Source organism: Haloferax sp. ATB1 (assembly GCF_000730175.1).
Window position 1 is genome coordinate 1 of the sequence record NZ_JPES01000106.1, and the last position, 21445, is coordinate 21445.

The window sequence follows — 21445 nt, forward strand, 5'->3', positions numbered from 1 at the left end:
CCCACCAGCAGCCGCACCACCGGCCGCGCCAGCGCAGCGCCGCCGACAGCGGCCGTGACAGCCATCGTCGCGACTGCTGCCGCCTCACCAACCCCGATGGGCTGGCCCGCCCACGAGATGAGCTTCCAGATCGCCACGATGAGCACAACTGGGAAGAGCAGCATCAACGCGAGTTCGGCGAAGATCAGGCCGGTTTCGCCAGCGACATTCTGAATCATCGCCCCGGCGCTATCGGAACTCCCGCCCGTGGCCTGGAGGATACCACCGTGTTCGATGACCTGGAAGGCCAACACGATGATGGCGATGATCGGGCCGGCTAACAGCGCGAAGACGCCCATCCGCATGAACGTCGCTCCGACGCTCCCCACCGACTTGAAGGGACCACGGCCCACGAACCAGACGACCGCGAAAAACGGCGTCCCGATGTAGGCCATCCAAATCATGAACCAGCGCAGTAGCAGGAAGAATAACGCCAGTAGGAGCGACAGCACCGCGAGAATCGCGGCGACTATCGAGACGATGAACTTCAGCGTCCACGTGGCGAACGTCGTGGGCGCGCCGACGAGACCGTTACCGTACCCATAGTTCGCTACTCCCGGGTCGGGGTCGAGGTTCAGAATCGCCATCGTGACGGCATTCGTCGCGTCGATCGCGAATCCCCAGGCAGGCTGGGAAACCCCGATGAACAACAGCACCATCACCGTCCGGACCACGAGGTCCATCAACCCGGACTCGCGGTCCTCACTGAACGGCCACGCGATGAGCGCCAACGCGATCATTATCGGGAGCAAGACCAGCGAAATTTCGAATATCCCAGTCCACGCTCCGTTCGCCGCCGTCGAACCGTGTGGGTTCGGGACCTTCAGGAGGCCCTTGAGGAGCTCGTCAGTGAGCGCCGACGACATCTCTGACGCTGCCACATTGAGCGTATCAATGAGCCATCCCCAGATTGCCTCTGCGACCGAATCGGGGCCGAGAATCTGGAGCGGCACTACCGACCCCACCGCGAGCTGCGGAACCATCAGGACCAGCAGCGTGGGGTCCATCAGCGCTCACCAGACGCTGGGACGTCCGACACAGCGCCATCGACGGAGTCCGATCCCGGCGACGGCTCTGCTGCGGCCCGGTCTTGTGCGAACTCACCAGAGAGTTGCATATCCAACTCGCGGTTCGTGATATCCGGCATATCAGTCAGGTCCAGCTCAGACTCGACCGGTCCGGCATCTTCGGGGCGGCGCGTTCCCTCGCGCTCCTCGATGTACGTCCACGGGTCGAGGTTGTTGTCGATCATGTAGTGCTCAAAGTCACCAGAGTGAACCTCGAGCCGGCGACGACCGTGTTTCGTCGTCGACAACAGACAGCCAGAGTACCCGGATTCCTGCCCTCGCGGGGCTGACTGTAGGTACTTCACTTCAGCCGGCGAGAGGTCGAAGTACTCCTTCGTCGCGTCCGAGACCGACTGCGCATAGAACAGCATCTTGATGTCACAGTTCTCGTAAATCTCGCGGCGCTCTTCCGTCCGCAGGAACTCGTGTGCGGTCTGACTCATCAGCGTCAGCCCGGCATCGTAGTGCCTGGCGTGGCGGATGAAGAGGTTGATGAGATCCCGCGTCGACTCCCGACCCAACAGATAGTGGGCCTCGTCGAACGTCACGTCGAAGCGATTCGGCGACCGCTTGGCCTCGAGGTACGCCCACTGCAACATCGCGTGGAGGATAAGCGGCATCTCGCCTGTGTCGGCGAAGGAACTCATGTCCATCACGACCAGCCGCGAGTTCAACTCGAGGTTCGTCGTCCCGTTCAGGTTGTAGTTGATACCGCCTGGCTTGAACGACTCAAATTTGGGTTCTAGGGACTTCGCGACCTCCTGGTGCTTTTCCGAGGGCGTAAAAACCGCCATCGGGACCGAAATCCCGGCGTCCGTGATTGGCTCGCCCTCCTCAGAGAGCACGCCCATCTCGCAGAAGTGCTCGAACTCGGCCTCGTCGACGAGGCCCTCCTCGAGCGCCGCCTCATAGCCACCGTGAGTGATGACCTCGACGCCCCGGATGAGATCGTCGATGATAGGCGACTCGTTCGCGTACGTCTCGTACTCACCGAGGACAATCCCCTTCGAGAGATACGCGTAGTGGACCGCCTGGATCAGCATTCCCTCTTCCGCAGCGGGGAGGCCGCCCCGGTCTTCGTAGTGCGTGTTCAGCATCTCCACGACCGAGCGAACCGTCAGCGGGTAGGTGTCCTCGGCCGCACCGAGTCGCCCGACGGCGGTTCGATATCCATCGGGTTCACCTTCTGTGCGCCACCGAAGCGAATGACTTCCCCGCCCAGCTTCTCCGCGAAGAACGGATAGTCGTCGCCCGCCGGGTCGAACAGCACACACTGGACCGTCGGGTCCGCCAGCAAGCGGCGGTAAATCTCGAGCTTCCGGGCGTAGGACTTCCCCGACCCCGTCTTCCCCGAGATGACCATTCCGTATCCGGAGTGTGCATAGCGGTCGATGATGACCGGCCGACTCGTGTCGTCGAACCCCATCATGATGCCGTCCGCGTCGTAAATCGGCGGCTCGACGAGGTTGAACAGCGTCGCCAGCGCTTCCAACTGAATCGGGTGGACGTTCTTGATCGTGTCCGTCGCGAGCGGGACAATCGTCCCGTTACCCTCGATTTGCTGGTGGCGAAGGACGGTCGTCTCGACGTCCTGTTCGGCGAGGATGGTGTCGACGCGCTCGCGCATCTCGTCGAGTTCCTCGTGGGAATCCGCGATCAACTCCATGTAGATCGCGATGTCGTACACCTTCGTCGTCCCCCGAACCACGTCTTGGAGGATGCGCAGGAGGTCTTCGCGTTCTAGTTCGTCCTGGTGGGTGTCTGTCCGCCCCTTTCGACTCTTGAGCGCCAGCGACGTCGTCGTCTGCGTGTAGCGCCGCTGGAGTTGTTGGCGAGTCTTTGCGGGGTTACGCGGCGTGATGTGGAACGACAGTCGGAGGTCGACGTCCGCAATCGTCAGCGGGACGAGCCAGCCGAGATTGACCTTCCGGGGGAAGCCAGTGACGGTCATAATCTGCGTCACTTTCTCGTTGCGAATCTGGAACTCGGGGTGGCGCTCCATCGCACGGGGCGCGACGAGCTTCTTGTCGAGTTTTCCGCGCTCTTCGAGGGATTCGATAGCCGAGACTAACGGGAGCTCTTCGGCCTGTAACTGGTAGGCCGCCCACTCGATGTTCTTCCGGGTCGCGTCCCGGTCGAGCAGATTCAGGTACTCGAGTGCGAGTTGCGTCTCCTCGCCCGTGAGGTCGTCAATCGGGATCCGTTCAGTCTCGTCATCCTCGGTACTGTCTCGCCCGAGGAGTCTGTGTAGGGGATTCATTGGTCTGCCTCGTTTCGCTCGTCGGTCGTGTCCACTTCCGCGTCCGTGTCCGCGTCTGCCGCCGTGAGCGAGTCGTCAGCAACCGCGTCGCCGTTCGTTTCGTCAGTGTCTACCTCTGTACGGCCGCCGTCGGTGAGAGGGTCAACGTCCATCTCGCCGTCGACGCCACCGACAGGCACCGTGGTGAGATTCGAGAGATCCACCTTCTGCCGGGACCGCACTGCGAGGGCGACACAGAGCAGTAACGCGGCCAGTCCAGCCGCGTACACTTCGACCGTGAGCGTCGTCACAGCCGCATTCGAGTCCCACTCATACGGGTACGCCTCGAGGAACAGGCTGACCGCATAGCCGACCACGCTGAGGCCGACCAGCGAGAGCGCCTTCGTCTTTCGTCCCGAAGGGAAGAGAACGACGAGGCTCAACAGGAAGGCAGGGAGGCTCACTGCGCCGGTCGCGAACGAGGCCGTTCGAGCCAGCCAGTAGATGTCCGACCCGCGTTGGGGAAGTTCCATCGACCACACGAATCCCCCCAGCGCCACGGCGCCGAGGAGGAAACTCAGTAGGCCGACGCTGACCCCCGCGTAGATGGCTCGCGGGACGACCGGGCGGGGACCGTGGCCTACTGGCCCGATGTTCCGTGCGTACCATCGAAGGATACGTGAGCTCGCCACCCGTTCGACGAACTCGGGGTGGGCATAGCCACCATCACCGACGGCCGCGAGTGGGTCGGCATCCGACTCAATCTCAATCTCGGGGTACTCCTCGGAGATACGGTCGAACTCGAAGTCGCCATCCTCGTTCGCTTCCGCCTGGGCCGCCGCCTCGACATCGTAGGCCGCGTCAGCAACATCCTGAGCGCGGTCGTCCGGGCGCGTGTAGTTGCCCTGCGTGAACGAGATCGGTGGCTTCTGCCCGTGATAGACCTCATAGAGGACTTCTAAGACAGACGCTCGCGTGTCGAGCAGTTCTGTTTTCACCTGTGTTTGCGGGAGTTTCGAGGCCACACGCTGGGCGCGGGCTTTCACTTCTCCGAGACACGCGGCTTCCGTCTCGCTGTCCGTCTCGACATCGTTCCCACCCGGCAGGAACCCACGAAGTTGGGCCATGACGCCATCGTCGGCCTCTCCATCCTTCGCGACCGAGACCGCGACGTAGAAATCGCGGTCACGAATCTCCGCGACGTCGACAACGTTCCGCAGCCACTCAGCGTGATACTGTCGCCCGTAATCCATCAGCGGCGACTCGTCGAGCGCGTCCTCTTCGTCAGCCCCGTCCTCGCTCGTCCCGATGAGCGGGCGGTCGACGTTCTCGAAACGTCCCAGGTAGGGCTCAGGATCGTACGCAGTCGTCACCGAGAGGATCTGCGTCGGGAACTGTAGCCCGCGAAGGAACGTCATGAACGACAAGTAGAGGCTCTCCCGGCGTTCCTCTGAGAGGATGAGCCACTCGCGGGGCTGGACCCGCATGAGCATCGCGTACGTCGTTGGAGTTTCTACGACACCGCCGTCACGGACATTCTTGAAGTCCATGAGGTCCAGCGTCGAACCGGCGTCTTCGTATTCAGTCATTGTAAGTCTCTCCGAGCGTTGCCGTCGCAGCGGGCCACTCCGAAGCGGGCCCAGCATCCGCATCCGAATCCGTATTCACCGTCAATTCTCTGTCCACAGTATCCGAGCGGTAACTCTCATTCACGCCCTCGTTCTCACTCACACTCTCACTCTCGCTCGCCGCCGGGTCTGGCCGCTCCGTGACCCAGCCCTCGAAGGGCTCACGTGAGGCGATATCGTGGTCACCAGCCTCGGGAGGTTTCCAGAGGTACTCCGTCCGCCCTCGGAAGTGGCGAGCCATCGCTGCTGCAAACCGAATCGGGCGTTGTCCCTCCGGCGTCCGTGTGTAGATAATGATTCCAGCGATGCCCCCGAGAATCACGAACGGCGCCGTGACCAGGAGCGGTAATCCAATCGCGTAGAGGATGATTGGGACGATGAGCGGCGGACCCAACGACTCGGCCAACTTCCGGGCCGAGACGCCGAACACTTTCGAGGAAAGCAAATGCGACGCCATCGGGACGTCCTTGCTCATTCAACCACCTCGTCGGTCTCTGCCGACGCGTCCCTTTCAACATCGGCGTCACTCGCAACGCTGGCGACGCCGCCCGCGCGGAGGTGCTCTGGTGTCTGGAACTCTTCCGGCCAGTGACGCTCGGCGGCGAGCAACCGCTGCTCGGCCTTTAACAGCATCCCACGCCAGGTGAGTCCGTACTTTACACGAACGGAGTCGAGCCATTCGTACTCCTCTTGGGAGGTGATTCTGATTCGGGTACTCCCCGCCATCAGTAGTCCCCGCTATAATCGTACAGATGGTCGTCATAGATCTCCCACTCCTCGAGTTCGTCATCAGGGTGGTCGGCCTCTTGCCCTTCGTGGCGAAGCACATCCCCCACGTCCGCGTGTGCATCGAGATGGAGTACCTCGCCGTCTTCGAGGGCACGGGCTTCCTGTACGTCCCACTGCTTGTACGCCCGCGTTCGGTCGGTATCAACACGCGACGGCTGTGCCTCCACGCCCGCTACTTCGGGAGTAGGGTCGCTCTCGATGTTGCCCTCACGCTGTCGTTGCGTGTCGGCGTTCGTTTCATCATCGAACGCAGAGAGTGGGATCTCTGCCGTCGCTCGGATGCGCTGTTGCTCACGAATCTGCTCTCGCAACTCCTCGGTCAGCTCCGACCGGCTCGGGGCCGCGCCGTCCCCGGTCGGGTTGGGGAGCGTTGTCGCGAGTGCTGGGTGGAGCTCTGTGAGCGCCTTAAGCAAATCTACACTTTCTGCGTGTTTAGCCCCCTCGAGTAGGACGCCGCGCCACACCATCCCGTGTCGGTCACGGAGATCGCGTAGGCGGTCGGCCTCCTGTTGAGAGTGCCAATCAACTTGGATTTCAGGCATAGGAGGGTGTTCCCGTTATTTGGATTGTGGACAGAGTCCCGGATGGCGCTCGCCGGAGCGTCGCGAGTCCCACCGAGCGTCTCGAGACGCTCCGCAGACTCGCGCCAATTTCGGGCGGGCGAGCAGTCACTCGAATTGTGAGCGACCGACTGGTTATGACCGGGATTTTCCATCGACATCCGTAAGCCAGCCGACCTTAAGATGTTATCACGCCCACATTTCTACATTCAATGTGGTCCCTGTAGCACCACATCCGATGTGACCGAGGAGGGTATTTACCCGCAGACGGCCTCCCGTGCTGTACCAAACACCACCGTCGCTACACCAGACGGTGCGTGGAGAGAACACCCTCCCCATGATAGAACTACAGCCAGAGGCCATTGAGGTCGCCAGCCGGTGGCTCATCCTCGCCGGGCCTCCCTCACTACCCAGCACAGCCATCGACGCGGCCTCCTCGGTCGCCCCGTCTCTTCGAGCAGCTGGCGGCCCGCTCCAACCTCTCGGATTCGGCTTTGGATCTGGCGGTTTTCGACTCGGTAATAACCTCAATCTCATACAGACGCTCACGCGTGCACAAGTACTCCACCCGGACGCACTCCTTTCGACCCCGGATGCACAGCGAGCCTCGGTCCTTCCCTTACAATCCGACACGGACCTCAGCACGCTCGTTGCCGATTTGAAAGATGCAATCAGGGTCCCCGGCTGGGTCGGAACCCTCCTCAAGTGGAGTGGCCTCATCACGATGATTGTCGGCATCATCGCGTACTTCATCAGCCCCTCTCTGAACAACCGACGGTGCGGATTCATGATGGCGACCACAGGCATCGTCATCTCGATTATCGGCTTCGCCTTCCCTGTCTTCATCAGCCTGCTTGACCATGTCCTCTCAGGCTGACTCCCCCCCGAAGGGGCCGGTACTGACAGTCAACGGGCCGACCCCGAGACCGAGGACGAGTCAAAGACCGAGACCGGGACTGGGACCGGAGCGCACCAGGACGACACCACGCTGGGAGGGCGTGTCACGTCGGCTGGTCGCGCATTCCGAACCGGACTCTCCGAGCGACGTCTCGGTCTCTCCCGGCTCAAGCGCACCGACGGGCGGTACGCACAGCACATCCACGCGTGCATTACGATAGCGCTCGTGGGATTGCTCCTGCTCGCGTCCGTCAGCGTCGCCGCCGCTGGCCTGGGGGCTATCACCGTAATCCCCGTCCCCCGACCCCGGTGTCGAGAAGTCCTACGACGATACCTACCGTATCCTCGCGAACAACGACGACGACGTCGACCCGAGTGACATCTCCTACGACGGCTACTTCGAGAACGACTATCCATATGGGCCGGTCGAGCTCCAAGCCAAATCGCAATCTCCCTCTCAGACGCTTCGATACGTCGCGACGCAAGACGTCTACATCAGAGACCTCAGCGATTTTCAAGCCGTTCCGTATCAAGATCGGTGGACGCGCTATGCCGATATCACATCCTATCAGGAGACGCAGTTCCTCCTCGTCCACGGCAACAACACCTACGACGGCCCGACGAGCACCGACGGAAAGTGGTTCGTCCGCGTCACCAGCCAATACGGTGAGTGGCAACCCGTCTATAACGCCGAGGTCAGGTGGGACCGTAATGCGGAGGAACTCTACGTGGCAAACCCAGAGGAAGCGCTCATCCACACCGCGTACTACTCGAACACGATAGACCGAAACCTCCACGCCGCTGGCCAGTACTCGCGGTACGCCCAAGACTCCGACCGCGTCGCCATCCCGACGGTGAATGGCCGAGCACTCTATCCGACCAGCGATGGCGCGAGTATGTCCCGACAGTGGGGGCAGTCGAACTTCGACACCGTCCGCGATGCGTGGGTCGGCATCAACCACGTCTTTGGTGGCGTCTGGTATCGCGATAGTTACGTCGTGGGCGGAACCCCCACGCGGGGAGCCTACGTCCCGTTCGACCACCGAGCCATCGCACCGCCGGACTACAGCTACGACGACCAGTGTAAGATAAAGCACATCCACCGCCGAACGCACACCCACGATAACTCTACGCACACGCACAAGAGCACCCACTGGCACTACTACGACCGGACGAAGTGGGCCGAGTACGAACTCATCAACTCTAGTGCGGAAGTCACCTCTGTCCAGCTCGACCGACCCGGATTCAGCGGTGAATCCGACTGGGCGAAATTCGGTGACACAACTTGGATTGCTATCGAGGACCCGTCGAGTATGCCCCTCGAATACCCCCGAGGGGAATACATCCTCACCGCCACGCTCCGGGTGACCAGCGAGGTCGAAAGTCGCTGGGGCATCACGAGTTCGCGGTGCAACGAATGGTCGAAATCCAGTACGAGCACGTACACTCACACGACACAATACAGCGTCCCCGTGACGATCACCGACTTCGATTCGCCCAATCTCAACATCAGCGTCGTTCACATCGACGGAGAAGGCGACGACCGACTGCTCGTCACGTGGACGGGCGATCAGGACCTTCCCCACGATCCGTGGAGACAGATTCAGGTCGACGTCAACGGGAAAGTCGTCAATATCGACTCGCCGTGGCGCTTCTACGGCGTCTCGCGGAACGATGGGGTCGAAGTCCGGACGGCAAGCGGGTCGAACACATACGACGTAACCCACACGCAAGGCGACCGCTGGCCAGCCATCTACCACTATCAAACAAGTGTCGCCAACGTCACAATGGAGTTCCCACGTCAACAGGACTCCGTCGAAACCCAACGCTGGGGCTACCTCCGAACGGTCGATACGCAAGTCGCAGCGCGACCCGGTGGAGCACCGCTCCCTGCCGGCGTCAGCGACACGGACAACGACGCACCAACCGAACTCTACACGCAGTACGTCGTGACCCTCAACTCCAACGACCTCGAAACTGGCGAGACGGCCACGGCGACCGCCGACAACCCCTTCGGAAGCAGTCTCGACGACCAACTCAACGTCTCCACTAAACCCTACTCTCCAACCGTCCTTCGGCTGATGGAGATAGATCGCTCACCCACCGGCGAAGGGCACGAGGGCACACTCATCTTGACCGATACGAACAGTAACTTCCTCGACAACAAGACCATCACCGTAACCCAAGCAGACGGGACGAACTGGACCGTCACCACCGACTCTGAGGGGCGTGCCTCAGTTACGTGGGACGGGATGACCCTCCGAGCCAGGTACGACGGCGATGTATGGGACACCGGCCCGGACAACCCATACTACAAGGGTGACAGCATCCTCTATCTCCTTCCACCGGGAGACGTTGCCTTCGTAGCCGCCGGCACCGTCGGCGAGTACATCTCCGGGGCAATCAATAACACCCTCATCTTCGTCGAGTGGCTCGCCCTCGGTATCTTCGCGTTCTGGTACGTGCGAATGCGCCGCCGCACGACCAAACGCGGCGGAGGGAAGAAAGCATGAGTAGCGTCGGCGGCTTCGTCGAGCCCTTCCTCCGAATCTACCAAATCGCAGAGGTACTCGGGCGCTACGGGATGCTCATCGCACTCGTGGTCGGCGTGATCGGATGGTTCTACACCTCAAAGGACGCCCGCTCGATGGACCGCTACCGGGGGATGGCTGTCGGCGGCGCAAGTGGGTTCGTCGCCATCACTGGCCTCGACGTCCTCTACGACGTCCTCGTGTTCATCTTGGGGTCTCGATTCCTCCCCGCCGGCTGGCCCTACGGCGCGGTCACGGGTCCACAGGCAAGCTCGATCTCACAACTCGCAACTGCCCTCAGTCTCGCACTTGAAGCGCTTGGCCTCGCCGTCTTCATCATCGGGATGACCTGGTGGGCGTTCGGCAGCCGCGACTCGCTCGCCGACGCCCGAGGGCGGCGGGGTATCGTCATCGGCCTCACGCTCGTCGGGGCGAGTATCGGCGGCAACGTGTTCAGCACGCTCGCTGGATTCTCCTCTGACCGTCTCACCGCCATGACCACAGACTCAAATTCAAACACTCCAGACCGCACAAACACCGACAATCACGACCACGAAGACCAGCACCGACCGGGGCACACGGCGGTGGATGAGGAGGTCACCGACCCGACCGACCTCCCGGTCTTCCCTGAAGACACGCTCGCCCGCCGAATCATCGACCGCCTCACAGACCGCCGAGTTCTCGCCGTCCTCATCATCGTCTTCGCGCCGATGGTCGGCTGGGTCGGATTCACGATGTACTCTGATCTGACGTCGCCGAACTACGCGTCAGCGACCATCTACGACGAAAATGGTGGCTACCTCGAATCCGTCGAGGGCCCCGTCGCCGCGACGTGGCGCGAACTGGCCATCGGGCTCTCAGAAACCGAGTCGCTTGACCCCGGCCAAGGGATGTTCTTCCGCCACAAACAGGAGAAAGAGCGTGCCTACGTCATGCGGGATATGGCCTTCCCCATCGATATCATCTTCATCGACGCCGACGGGACCATCACGACCATCCACCACGCCGAACTCGAAACAGACGGCGAACCCTATACGGAATATCGGGGGCGAGCGAAGTACGTCCTCGAAGTACCATACCAGTGGACGATTGAGAATGAGATCGCCGTCGGTGACAAGGTGCAAATCGAGTGGGGCCCACCGCGAGTCCGCAACGGCGGTTCGACTGTCGTCGCTATCATCGAGGACGAACACGGACCCAATGTGGTCGTCTCCGAACCACACCGTCCCCCGAGTTCCTCCCGATCGAGCGCCTGAATCAGGTCACGGGGGCTGTTGATCCTACGCAACACAGTGTACCCAATCGGGAAGTCAATTGTTGCGTAGGATACTCCGAGGCGACGTCTCATGGAAACCAGTCGAATCGCGCCAGCGAACACGCACAGTGCGTCTACTCTGTTGAAATCCTCAGAACTTGCCGGGGAGTGAGTGCAACATACAGAGAATGGATACAGCAAACCCAGTCGTCAAACTGGTGTGCTGGTTGGTGAATTTTTAATCCATCACACACAACGTGGGAGATAATGACCGAGGAACCTGCAACCGGCGAATCCGCGGAGGAACGGGAAGAAGAATACGACGCGATGATCTCCTACTCGCACGAAGACTCCAAACCCGTAGCAAACGGGCTCTACGACGAACTCACCGCGTACGGCCTCGACGTGTGGTACGACGGCGTCGAGCTCGGGATTGGAGACAACATCCGCTCCTCAATTGACCGCGCCCTCACGGAATCAGAACACGCTGTCATCCTCATCTCTCCATCGTATTTCCAGGGGATGTCCGAATGGGAGCTCGATGGTCTCGTGCAGAAGCACAAGAAAACGGACGAGAACGTCATTCTCCCACTACTGCATGGGATGGAGTTTGAGGAGCTCCAGGAGAAAAGTCCGAGTCTTGCTAATATAATCGGCGACGAAGTCACTGAGGACAACATCGACGAGATCACCGCGAAGCTGTACAGCGCGATTGAGTCACCCGACGAGACGCCGAAACTGGACGACGTGGAGGGCGTTGATCGCGTTGAACTCAACGTCACTATGGAAGACCTTGTGGATATCTCAAAAGGGTCGAAAGTCAGAGTTGAGGAATGGCGGACGAGCGGTACGCCGCACACTTCGGGGGTGACAGCGGTCAAACTCACAGTCGAAGACAGCGGTCTCACCTATTCCGGGTCGAATTTCATCGGGACAACGAAAGTCATCAAAGACGAGCCGCTCGAAGGCCATGTCTCGGGCATAGACGAAAAATCAGCTGGGAGGACTGAATTCACGCTGCGCCTCCCGAAAGCCCGGCTAGATGAACTGTCCGACGACCGTGACGACTACAAATCCGGGCTCGTTGGGTGACTGGGATGACGAGGCCCGCCGCGAATCATCGTAATTGATCCGGTTCTGCGCGTCTTCGCGCTCGCCGTCACCATCAAGTGACAGTTTCAACTGAGCAATTCGGTTCGCCAACTGACGCTCGAACCCCAGTGAGCGATATACGCCCTGAGTTCAGCACCACGTGCTCTAGCGCACGGAATACAGCTCGGTCTCTTGCGTCCCATAATTGATTCACGCTCCGATGGGATAGCAGAATTTCCATCAAGTCAGCACGACCGCCAGTATATCTCATCTTCGAAGGGTTTCAACAGAGCAAGCTATTTGATAGTGGATAGCGACCGGCGGGAAAAACCGCGTGGGTGGCTCTGCTCAGTCGTCACCAGGCATCGAGAATGGCTGGTCTCCCGTGTATGAGAGAACTGGGAACGCCGGGTTCTCAAAAACATCGGCCTCGGGGAATCCGACCGAGTCCAGAATCTCGTTGACCGCCTCGTCGAACGTCTTGTTCGCGAGCGGATTGTAATTCTTGTAGGCCGTCAAACGCGTGTGCGTATTCCGGTGCAGACAAACGTTGATCGTCGTCCGGGGTTCGTCACAGTCGGTAGCAGTACCCGTGGTTGGTGTGGTATTTTTGGCTGACACTTCAATCACTCGATGGACTGGGTCTACGAGGAGGGTGTTCCCTTATCCGGAGACGCTTACGTATGGCATGAAAATAAACTGAGCGGTCACCCCCACAATCCCGCCCCTCCGCGAATCCCCCGCAAACCCGTGTATATTTTCGAAACGCCGAAATCAGCCGCATGGACTGTTCACGAAGCGGTCCTCGACTATTGCTCTGACCACATCACATAGATGCAAGGAGGAAGCCCACGGCTAGAGTGATCAGCGCAACTGTTGAACCCTTCTCGCGAGCACGATTTCCAAGTCAGAGAATCGGATGACCGCGCCATGATATTCGCATTCTCTGGTGCCCCGCTGCATGTGTCCAGAACTAATGCAGACCACTCAAGCCGTGGGAGGAATTCGACACCCCCCGACACAACCCACGAGCGATAGCCAATTGACTCCCCCATGACAACCGTAGATTTTATAAAAAATTGGCCGAATATGTGAAATACGGATGGGGGACGTGATTCGCACTGTCAAAGTCAAACTCAACGTACCCACAGAGCGGTGCGACGACCTCCATCAGACCAAACAACAGTTTCTCCACTGTGCGAATACCACCGCAAGGTGGGCGTGGAGACATCCGAATGACTACTGCGTGACCTCGAAGCAGAAAGCCGAGAACGCCCTCTACGAGCGACTTCGTGGCGAGACAGAGTTGACAGCGAACCTCGTCCAAAAGGGGATTCGTCGGGCTATCGAGGCTACAAAAAGCGGTGTCACTCGACTCAAGAAGGGCGCGAAGACGAGTCAACCACACTTCGATGCGTGGAGCGTCGTTTACGACAAGCGAAGTGCGACATTCCATCGTGACCACGTTTCGCTCTCGACAGTGAACGGTCGGGTTGAGTGCGACTACGTGCTTCCCGACGACGCAGAGGGAACTCCGATTCACAAGTACCTGCTGAACGAGGACTACGAGTTCCGCATGTCCACGTTGCAGTACGACCGCTCCACCGGATCGTTCTACCTCCACGCTCGGATGCGCCGAACCACAGACGAGCAAGAACAGTCCAAGACCGATTCTTCCGACGTTCATCAGATGTCGCCTGATGCAGCCCATCAGAACGCCAAGCACAGAACAGTCCTTGGTGTTGACCTGAACGTGGACGGTTCGTTCGCTGTGACCTCAACGGGCGCGTTCATCGGGAATGCCGACGAGATGAACCATCGACGCCGGGAGTTCGAGAAGACACGCGGTTCGATGCAACAGGCAGGCACGCGGTCGGCACACCTGTCGATTCAGTCGATGAAAGACCGCGAGCACCGCTGGATGCAGGACGAACTCCACCACGCCTCGAACCAGATTCTCGACGAAGCCCGCGACCACGACTGTACGCACGTCGCGTTCGAGAATCTGGCTGGGATTCGTGACCGGATGGCTGGTGCAAAGCGATTCCACGCATGGGCGTTCCGACGCCTCTACCACTACGTCGAGTACAAGGCTGAGATGTATGGTGTCGAGGTTGATCAGGTGAGTCCGGCGTACACGAGTCAGCGGTGTTCATCGTGTGGATTTACGCACGAATCGAATCGGCAGTCAAAACACCAGTTCGTATGTCAGAAGTGCGAGTACGAACTGAACGCGGATTACAACGCGAGCAAGAATATCGCTCGCAAACTTCTCAAACGTCTCCACTCGGGGCAGAAGTCTTCGAGTGGAGGCGCACCCTGTCAGTATGCGCTAGCGTCAGGGACGCTGAACCTGAACGGCGATTACAACGCCTCCGTCAGTACGACGGTAGAAGGGGAGTCCACTGACAAGCCCACGACTTCACAGTAGGTGCCGAAGCTCTGGGTGTTCCTGCCGAATGACATCGACAAATGATGAGAAATTGGTGTCGGCGGTATTCTCACCGCTACTGGCAGTACCGGAAGACCAGTGAATTGCCGTCTCAGGAGTCTTCCAACAAGTCTTCCCAGTCAGCAGCGGCGTGCTGACCCGGTATCCGGGTCAGCCGCCGCATCTTCTGCTATCCCTCTGGAACAGAGACGATGAAGAGCCGAAACAGTGCAGTCGAGACTGCCGGACGATCAGTGAGTACTCGCTGATCAACAAGCATGAGACACACCAAGATCCAGAGGTTGTACAACGCCACAGCAAACAGGAACTCGAACAACCGCACCGCGAACGTCGGCGACGACGTTCGCGGAAGGAACTCACTGATCTTCCGGTAAGACGTCTCTATGCCCCAGCGACGTCGGTACGCTTCCGCAAGCGGTTCGGCATACTCAACGGAGACCTCCCGGTTAGTTACTAAACAGAACGAGTCGTCGTCCCGCGTGCGGTGCGGGACGACGACAAGTGTCACCGACGCTCGTTTCGTCGGTGGCGACTTCTGAACCATCTCGTAGGTGGTTACGAATGTAGATTCGTCGTGGGCGTCAAGCACGCGCTTGACGCCCGACGTCTTCGGTGCTCGGATGACGAACTCAACATCAAGCTCAACTAGCGTCTCAACAAGTTCAACGCGATAGAAACTCCGGTCACAGTACACGCGGTTAATCCGGACGAACTGGCGTACAGTGGTGATGAGTCGGCGAATGGACTCCCGCAGTGTGCGGGAGTCATTCGCCTCTATTGACTCCCACGCCAGCGTGAACCGAACGGCAGGATCAACGATACAGAGCGTAACGAACGCGTAGGCGAGGTTCGTTCCGCGGTCTGGATTGATTGCGCAGACGTGCGGTGTCTCGGTCGAGCCGTAGTAGAGCCATTCGTGAATGTCCAGCGCGACGTCGACAGGACGAGCGAACGCCCGCTGACGGCGGGCGTGAGCGAAGGTGGCTGTCCGGACGCCATCGAACTGGGTGTCGATGGCGTCCGGGGTGAGGTGACGAAGATGATAGAGAAGCGATTTCGCAAGCGGACTGCGTTGCTGGAGATCGATATCGGCTCCCCGAGCTAGCTGAAGCTCTTTGGCGGTTGTATGGACGAATTCGCCGTCGAAAGCACTCCGAGCGAGGACTTTCTGGAAGTCTCGCTCGGATACTTGCCATTCGGCTTTGTCTCGAAATCCAGCCGCGTGAACAGCAGCGAAGAAGCAGCACGAGACAGCTGTTTCGCCTCGGTTGCATGGATCATACTGCTGATTCGTCACCAACGACGAAAGCGACAACTCAGTTACTTCGGCACCTACTGTTCAGTCGTGGGTAACTGACTACATCCGCTACATTACCACATTCAATGTGGGCTGCGCTTCTTTATTCTCGTTCTCGCCGTACTCGTGTTCGAGGAATCACATGAACACCCTCCCTGTAACGAAACACCTGAAGAAGCACCGAATGACCGTTCTCATGGGCCTCATCGCACTGACCCTCTTCGTGCAGCCTGTCGCGGCACAGACCGGCACGAGTGGTCTGGAAGGCATCATGACCAACCTGTACGACACCGTCCTGCTCGTCCTCAAGTACGCGGGTCTCGTCGGCCTCGCGCTAGGCGCAATCGTCTGGTTCACCGCCCGCAAGAACTCCGACCGTGCAGAAAACGGGATGTGGCTCATGATCGGCGGAGCCAGCATGACGATCTTCTACTTCGGGGTCACCGTCTTCGTGGCGCTCCTCGAGTGGATCGCCACCCCCTGACCCGGCAGGGACGGATAGGAAACACACCTCAATCATCGTCCCACTCGTGCCCGAACAACCAACCGGGCCCTTTCCGAGTGGCTCGTTTCACAGCTCGGGAGCGACAGCTTCCGAGGCATTACCCGTGGAACACCGGCGTCCCCGGACGAGACGCTCACCCGCCAATCACGATAATGACCGAGCACACCAACAGCAATCGAATCGTCCCGTTTACCGGGATTCTCGCGACCATCGCACGCCACACCGGGCGACCTCTCCCCGGCCGCGTAGAGGTGATGCGATGACCGCAACGCCCTCAGACCGCGAATCACTCGACCGGGACCCCGACGTCGACACGGACGCCGACGCTCCAGAGAGCTCACAGCCCCCCAAGAGCGTCTTTGAGCGGAAAGGCCTCGACCTCTCGCATCTCCGGGCCGACGTTCCAAACTCCACGACGGACGCGAGCGAGCAACAGAACGACCGTACAGAGGAGGAACTCCCCGCAGAGACTGGCACAGAGCCCTCCGACCTTGACCGCGCCAAGACGCCAGCAACCGCAGGCGACCAGGATGCGTCACGTGAGGACCGTCTCGCCGCCTACGAGGACGTCGAAGTCGGGTCCGGTCCCGGAAAGAAACTCGGCGACCCTATCGAAGCCCGCCCGTACATCCACATCTCCCCCGCTCGCGAGCAGGTCACGCCCGGTAACATCATCGCCGGACTCTTCGGCCTCTATCGAGCCGGCGTCACCGACACTGGGCGGTTCAACCTCGCGGGCCGCCTCGGACTCAAAGACACGAAGAAATCTTTCGAGTTCGTCATTCACAAGCCGCGAGACACCAAACGCTTCGACTTCTACGTCTCGGTAACGCCCTACGACGCAACCGCGTTCAAGACACTCGCTGCCAACATCGCCGCGATGTACCCCGAGTCTTTTGAGTTCGAGATCGTCCCGTTCAACCCCGTGGCCGCGTTCGCCAGCGACAACGGCAACGCACAGGTGGGCGGTCGACGGATTGCGACCCTCGAAGATATTGGCGACCTCGAGCGCCTCAGCGGGTTCGAGGACCCCGCCGTGTTTGAGGACCACGATATCGGCCGTGGCGACGGGCCCTCACCAGAGGAAGCCGAGCAGCAACTCATCAAGAAAGGCGTCCCCCTCCGTCCCGAGGAAGTCCCCGAGGAGAAACGCCCCTCGCTGGTTCGCTGGAAAGGCATCTCGTCGAAAAAGAACGACTGGATGACGCTCCTACGGCCGTTCAGCGACATCGCGATGGACAACGACGACCAGTATCGGTCGCCCCTGAGCGTCCTCCTTGAGCAGGCTGTGCACGCCAACGACCCGTTCATGTTCCAGGCCGTGTTCAAACCACGACCCGACTGGACGAGTGAAGCCGAAGTCCACAAGCGCAACCTCAAGATGGGCAACCACGGGACGTTCAGCGCGTTCAAAAACGAGTTCGCCCGCCAGATGTTCGGTACCTCAGAACAGGAACGCCGCAACATCCACCGAGGCGATATCTCAGAACAGGTCGGGGGGACCGTCACCGCCGGTGACAGCAACAAAATCACCGGCTCGCGGATGGCTCAGATCGACCACAAACAGCCCACGACGACGTTCGACCTCACGCTCCGGGCCGCCTGTAACGAACAGACCATCCAGAGCATCTCGAACGCCTTCACCTCGCTGTCAGGCCCCTACTACGGCATCGAAGGCGACCTCCTCGGCATCAGCGACAAAGAGTTCGCCGCGCTCTGTCACGCCCGGCTTGCGACCTCGAGCGGGCTCTCCGGGCGCTTCAGCAAAGGCGACCCCATCCTGTGTGCCTCGCCCGACGAACTCGCGAATTTCGTCGTCGTCCCCCACACGGACGCACTCCCCCGCGCGAGTCGCGGATCCTCCGGCGGCTCCCCCGACGCTCGCTCGCCACTCACTGCGACTGACGAGGACCTCCTCTCGCAGTATAACCACGGGATGTGTATCGGGTACGCCGAGACTGCCGTCGACAACCGGCCGGACATCCCGATCAGCCTGAGCGCCGAACAACTCACCCACCACGTGATGCGCGCAGCCACGACGGGTGGCGGGAAGACCACCGCGATGATTAACGACACCCTCAGCGCCTACGAGTCGTTCGACGGCCCCATCTTCGTCTTCGACAAGAAGGGCGGGTCGATGGCCGACCAGTACAAGCGCGCCCACTTCAAGAAGTTCGGGAACCTCGACGACGTCGTCCATATCACCGTCCCGGGGCCGAACGATGAGGTCCTCGCGTTCCCCTACTTCGATATTCGCCCGCAACTCGCCGCCGGCGTCAGTCGAACCGTCGCTGTCCAAGAGAAAATCGACCGCTACAACGAACTGCTCGTGTACGTCCTCGGTCGAGAAATGGCTGACCAGGCGTTCGTCGCTCAGGAAATTCTCAACAGCCTCATCAAGGCGATGTTCGACCCCGTTCACGGCCAGGATGCATGGCCCATCAGCGACCTCCTGACTGCGGCGATGGACATGCAGAAACTTGGGAGCATGAACGAGGAAACGAAGGCCCAGGGGAAGCTCCCACCCGTGAGCGATGCCACGCTCCACCGGACCCTTCAGCGCCACGTCGATGCTGACCGCCAGCGGTTCATGACCTCCATCGACGCGGTGATGAATCGGATAACGAAACTCGCAGAGCGGTCGTTCATCTGGCGGATTCTCAACTTCGTCCCAGAATGGGACGAGGAGAACGGGCACTACGCCCACCAATCGCCGATGTTCGACATCCAGGACATCCTCGCCAGCAAGCGCGTCGTTCTCATCGACACCGGCGACCTCCGGCCCGCCTCGAGCAACCTCTTCACGTTCATGTTGCTCGATTACATCTGGTCCGGCGCTCGCCTCCGCCATCGCCTCGGCAAGACACCGCCTGTCAGCGATGGCTACGTCATCAACCTGATTATCGACGAGGCTGCACCGCTCCTCCAGTCCGAACTGGTTCGCGACGACATGATCCCCGACGGCCGTGAGTTCGGCCTCGCCCTCGAGGTTATCGTTCACTTCGCCGAGCAGGTGAAATCCGACGCCCTCGACGTCTCCTCTTACAAGGAGATTCTGCGGAACATCAACACCAAACTCATCGGCAAACTCGCCGTCGACGACGAGCTGGTGATGACACTCTTCCACGAGGGCATCGAAGACGAGGAACTGGTCGACCGGATTACGTCACTCCCTCGTGGGGAATGGGTCGCCCAACTCCCCGACACGGGCTTCATGACCGACGTTCCCGAACTTGTCACGCTCCTGCCGGTCGGCATCCCCGCCGGCCACCGGGACTCGGACGATCCCGTGAACGAGGATTCAGTCTCGCCCTACGGTGACTCCTTCGGGGGGATCGACGCGAAGAAGACACGCCAAACGCGGGACGACTACTGTCTCATCCCCGGAAGCAACACGGACCCCTCCGCCGAGCAACTCTCGGCATCCCACACCGGCTCTGGGGTCGATGCCACCGATCCGAACGCACACCACAACGATGTGCCCGGCTCCGGCCCCGACTCCGACCCGGAGCCCGAAGAAGACGTCTGGGAGAGTCGGCGGAACGTAGCAACTCAGGTCGGGACGCAACCCGCAAATGGTGGCGATCAGAATGGCCCGTCGAGGCCTGTCACCCGGCCCGCCGACGACCTCACGGACGACTTTGGTTCGCGCCGAGCAGCCAGCGAAGGAAACGGTGGCGCTCAGGCCGAATCTCCCGCTGAACGTGGCGGTGAAGATTCGGTAAGCAATCTGGAAGATCGTATCAACGACTTCCTCTACAACGGGGCCGACCCAACCACCACGGACGAGACTGCTACCGCCGTTGCACAGGGTGGCGTGGAGGGAGATACGACCCGCGCCGATGGAGTGGGGGCGGCCACGGAGAATCCTTCGGACGCTGACCACGCCGACCGGCACGATACCTGGGTCGGTGGCGTTGGCTCAGGCATAGACGAGAATCTGACAGTTCAGGAACGCCAATTTCTCGCAGCCGTCGTGACGACTGTGAACGGTCGACATCCCAAGTTCGATATGCTCGATACGATGAAGCCGATAAATAGTCACTTCTCTGAGGTAGACCCCGACCGGCTCATCGACCTCGGCTACCTCGAGAAGGTGACCGAGAATCTCCGTGTCTACTACACCGTCACCGAGGACGGTCAGCATGCGTGTGGCGCTCGCGTCGCCTTCGGTGAAGACCAGGGTGACGTCAACGAGAAGACCTACCACAAGGTGATGGTCGAGGCACTCGCTCGCACACTCGCGAACGATGGAACCTCTCACTATTTCGTCAAGCGATACACCCCGATCTTCGGGACCGACGTGAAGCCAGATGTCGTCGCGTACAAAGACGACAAGCCAGCTGTGATTGGAGAGGCGATCTGGAACGTTCGCCACGAGCACATCGTCAAGCACTACGAGGACTTCAACCGCTTCGACGTCGAGAAGAAAATCTGGGTCGTCCCAAATCTCTCAGAAGCGTGGAATATCGCGCGGGCTCTCGCGAACGCCGGCTTGATCGACGAGCTCCCCGCCAAACGACGGGGGCGGTCACACGGTGAACTGACCGAGTCGATCTGGGGGCCGGATGGAGAATGGGAGTTCGTCAGCGCGGCCAATCTACTCGATGACCTTGAATAACCCTCTCCGGCGGTGCGCGCAAAGTACGCGCACGGCGCGCACAGCAGGTAGGGTCCTTGTACCTCAAGAATCCGGGTCTGAGGCCGGCTCCTACCCGTCGGGACTTAGCGCACGCGCGCAAAACGGCCCAGAAGGTCTAAAAAGCGCGTTCGTTGCTCCGCTCAAAATCGGCCAAGTTGAAGGTGATTCGAGTGCACGCAAATCCCCGCAAAATCAGCGCACGCCGCGAACAGTAGGTACGAGCCTTCTACCCCCAGAATCCGGGTCTGCGACGACCACCCAACCGTCGGGACTTAGCGCACGCGCGCAAAACGGCCCAGAGACTCTATCGAGCAATCTGGTGGCTCCATTCGGCTCCTTCGATGCTACATATCATAGTATTGGATTAGAGGGGGTCACCAGTTCTGCGCGAATCGCGCGCGGGGTGTCGATTTTCCCTGAAATTGGGTCGAGATCGACAATCCGGGTTTGTT

The 21445-nt window shown here is 60.2% G+C and carries 17 protein-coding genes; 7 read left to right on the forward strand and 10 right to left on the reverse strand.

The annotated features are described in order from the left end of the window. From ATB1_RS17435 to ATB1_RS17460, 7 genes are all read right to left on the reverse strand, one after another. Positions 1 to 1046: hypothetical protein (locus ATB1_RS17435; RefSeq protein ID WP_042665986.1), on the reverse strand; the 1046-nt coding region annotated here is incomplete at its 3' end. Continuing rightward, positions 1046 to 2203, reverse strand: coding sequence for a hypothetical protein (locus ATB1_RS22570; protein WP_052368113.1), 1158 nt, complete (start codon positions 2201 to 2203; stop codon positions 1046 to 1048). The genes ATB1_RS22570 and ATB1_RS17435, both read right to left, overlap by 1 nt. Before the next feature lie 20 nt (positions 2204 to 2223). Further along, the gene (locus tag ATB1_RS22575; protein WP_052368116.1) at positions 2224 to 3366 is read right to left on the reverse strand and encodes a helicase HerA domain-containing protein; all 1143 of its coding nucleotides are present in this window, start codon (positions 3364 to 3366) and stop codon (positions 2224 to 2226) included. Further along, positions 3363 to 4934: a hypothetical protein gene (locus ATB1_RS17445; protein WP_042665987.1), complete on the reverse strand. Its 1572-nt coding sequence runs from the start codon at positions 4932 to 4934 to the stop codon at positions 3363 to 3365. The genes ATB1_RS22575 and ATB1_RS17445 overlap by 4 nt, the downstream gene beginning before the upstream one ends. After that, a complete protein-coding gene (locus ATB1_RS17450; protein ID WP_042665989.1) occupies positions 4927 to 5448 on the reverse strand; it encodes a hypothetical protein in 522 nt (173 codons plus the stop codon). Before ATB1_RS17450 ends, ATB1_RS17445 begins: the two co-directional genes overlap by 8 nt. Then, a complete protein-coding gene (locus ATB1_RS17455) occupies positions 5445 to 5699 on the reverse strand; it encodes a hypothetical protein (protein WP_042665991.1) in 255 nt (84 codons plus the stop codon). Before ATB1_RS17455 ends, ATB1_RS17450 begins: the two co-directional genes overlap by 4 nt. Continuing rightward, positions 5699 to 6304 (reverse strand): hypothetical protein, encoded by a 606-nt coding sequence (locus tag ATB1_RS17460; protein ID WP_042665993.1) that lies wholly within the window; start codon positions 6302 to 6304, stop codon positions 5699 to 5701. The genes ATB1_RS17455 and ATB1_RS17460 overlap by 1 nt, the downstream gene beginning before the upstream one ends. A 355-nt stretch (positions 6305 to 6659) precedes the next feature. Here ATB1_RS17460 and ATB1_RS17465 point away from each other — a divergent pair, with 355 nt between their 5' ends. Continuing rightward, positions 6660 to 7199, forward strand: coding sequence for a hypothetical protein (locus ATB1_RS17465; RefSeq protein WP_042665995.1), 540 nt, complete (start codon positions 6660 to 6662; stop codon positions 7197 to 7199). 301 nt (positions 7200 to 7500) lie between these two features. On the opposite strand, the gene ATB1_RS22580 is transcribed toward ATB1_RS17465, so the two are convergent. Next, positions 7501 to 7977, reverse strand: a complete 477-nt coding sequence (locus ATB1_RS22580; protein ID WP_198526142.1) for a hypothetical protein — start codon at positions 7975 to 7977, stop codon at positions 7501 to 7503. On the opposite strand from ATB1_RS22580, the gene ATB1_RS22585 reads away from it, so the two are divergent. The 3 genes from ATB1_RS22585 (at position 7948) to ATB1_RS17485 (ending at position 12097) form a co-directional block, all read left to right on the forward strand. After that, positions 7948 to 9732, forward strand: a complete 1785-nt coding sequence (locus ATB1_RS22585; RefSeq protein WP_042666000.1) for a hypothetical protein — start codon at positions 7948 to 7950, stop codon at positions 9730 to 9732. The two genes, ATB1_RS22580 and ATB1_RS22585, sit on opposite strands and share 30 nt — an antisense overlap. After that, the gene (locus ATB1_RS23575) at positions 9729 to 11006 is read left to right on the forward strand and encodes a DUF192 domain-containing protein (RefSeq protein WP_241768333.1); all 1278 of its coding nucleotides are present in this window, start codon (positions 9729 to 9731) and stop codon (positions 11004 to 11006) included. Before ATB1_RS22585 ends, ATB1_RS23575 begins: the two co-directional genes overlap by 4 nt. A gap of 266 nt (positions 11007 to 11272) precedes the next feature. Continuing rightward, a complete protein-coding gene (locus tag ATB1_RS17485; RefSeq protein WP_042666002.1) occupies positions 11273 to 12097 on the forward strand; it encodes a toll/interleukin-1 receptor domain-containing protein in 825 nt (274 codons plus the stop codon). 348 nt (positions 12098 to 12445) lie between these two features. Here ATB1_RS17485 and ATB1_RS22130 read toward each other — a convergent pair whose 3' ends face one another. Then, positions 12446 to 12616 (reverse strand): hypothetical protein, encoded by a 171-nt coding sequence (locus ATB1_RS22130; protein WP_157837765.1) that lies wholly within the window; start codon positions 12614 to 12616, stop codon positions 12446 to 12448. Between the two features lie 583 nt (positions 12617 to 13199). Here ATB1_RS22130 and ATB1_RS17490 point away from each other — a divergent pair. Beyond that, entirely contained in the window at positions 13200 to 14528 is a 1329-nt protein-coding gene (locus ATB1_RS17490) for an RNA-guided endonuclease TnpB family protein (RefSeq protein ID WP_042666004.1), read from the forward strand. Between the two features lie 190 nt (positions 14529 to 14718). On the opposite strand, the gene ATB1_RS17495 is transcribed toward ATB1_RS17490, so the two are convergent. After that, on the reverse strand, positions 14719 to 15864 hold the full coding sequence (locus ATB1_RS17495; RefSeq protein WP_241768334.1) for a transposase: 1146 nt from the start codon (positions 15862 to 15864) through the stop codon (positions 14719 to 14721). 124 nt (positions 15865 to 15988) lie between these two features. Here ATB1_RS17495 and ATB1_RS17500 point away from each other — a divergent pair, with 124 nt between their 5' ends. Both ATB1_RS17500 and ATB1_RS20005 read left to right on the forward strand, forming a co-directional pair. Beyond that, positions 15989 to 16330, forward strand: a complete 342-nt coding sequence (locus tag ATB1_RS17500; protein WP_128081500.1) for a TrbC/VirB2 family protein — start codon at positions 15989 to 15991, stop codon at positions 16328 to 16330. Between the two features lie 280 nt (positions 16331 to 16610). Next, on the forward strand, positions 16611 to 20972 hold the full coding sequence (locus ATB1_RS20005) for a hypothetical protein (RefSeq protein ID WP_052368118.1): 4362 nt from the start codon (positions 16611 to 16613) through the stop codon (positions 20970 to 20972). Positions 20973 to 21445: the final 473 nt, after the last annotated feature.